The sequence below is a fragment of the Streptomyces roseicoloratus genome (assembly GCF_004117935.1).
Taxonomy (GTDB): domain Bacteria; phylum Actinomycetota; class Actinomycetes; order Streptomycetales; family Streptomycetaceae; genus Streptomyces; species Streptomyces roseicoloratus.
Window position 1 is genome coordinate 1 of record NZ_SDOY01000075.1, and the last position, 991, is coordinate 991.

The window sequence follows — 991 nt, forward strand, 5'->3', positions numbered from 1 at the left end:
GGAGGCGGTCAGACCGTGGGCCAGACGGTTGGCGCGGGCGTCGAGCTCGGCATAGGTCAGCCGGGTGTCCCCGAAGACCAGGGCCGTGAGGTCGGGCGTGGCGGCCGCCTGGGCGGCGAACGCGTCCGGGACGAGCGGCGGTCCGGCGGGCAGCGGCCGGTGGCCGGAGAGGAGTGCGGCGCGCTCGCCGTCGGCCAGCAGGTCGGTGCGGCCGATCCGGTCCTCGGGGCGGGCCGTGACGGCGGCGAGGAGCCGGCCGAAGCGGGCGGCCACGGCCTCGACGGTCTCCCGGTCGAACAGGTCGGTGGCGTAGTCGATCGCGCAGTCCAGTCCGGCGGGAGCTCCGTCCGGGCCGAAGAACTCCTCCAGGGTCACGTTGAGGTCGAACTTCGCGACGCCGGTGTCGGCGGGCAGCGCCTCGGCCCGCAGCCCGGCCAGTTCCGCCTCGGCGCCGTCGTTGGACTGGAGGACCATGGCCACCTGGAAGAGCGGGTGGCGGGCGAGCGAACGGGCCGGGTTGAGCTCCTCGACCAGCCGCTCGAACGGCACGTCCTGGTGGGCGTAGGCGCCGAGGCCGGTCTCCCGTACGCGGCCGAGGAGTTCGGCGAAGGTGGGGTCCCCGGAGGTGTCGGTGCGCAGGACGAGCGTGTTGACGAAGAAGCCGACGAGGTCGTCCAGGGCCTCGTCCGAGCGGCCGGCGACCACCGAACCGATCGGGATGTCCGTACCCGCGCCCAGCCTCGTCAGCAGCGCGGCGAGCGCGGCCTGGAAGGTCATGAACAGCGTGACCCGGTGCTCTCGGCTCAACTCGACCAGGGACCGGTGGAGTTCGGCACTGATCGGCAGGGCGACCCGGTCGCCGCGGTGGTCGGCGCGCGCCCCGCGCGGCCGGTCGACGGGGAGGGTGAGCTCCTCGGGGAGACCGGCCAGGGTCTCGCGCCAGTAGGCGAGCTGGCGTGCGGCGAGGCTGTCGGGGTCGGCCTCGTCGCCG

The 991-nt window shown here is 74.7% G+C and carries 1 protein-coding gene; it reads right to left on the reverse strand.

Features of this window, described 5'->3' with window-relative positions; translation table 11 throughout:
- Window positions 1-991, reverse strand: a 991-nt coding sequence (locus ESG85_RS06920) for a condensation domain-containing protein (RefSeq protein WP_246094853.1), incomplete at both ends; no start/stop codon positions are given.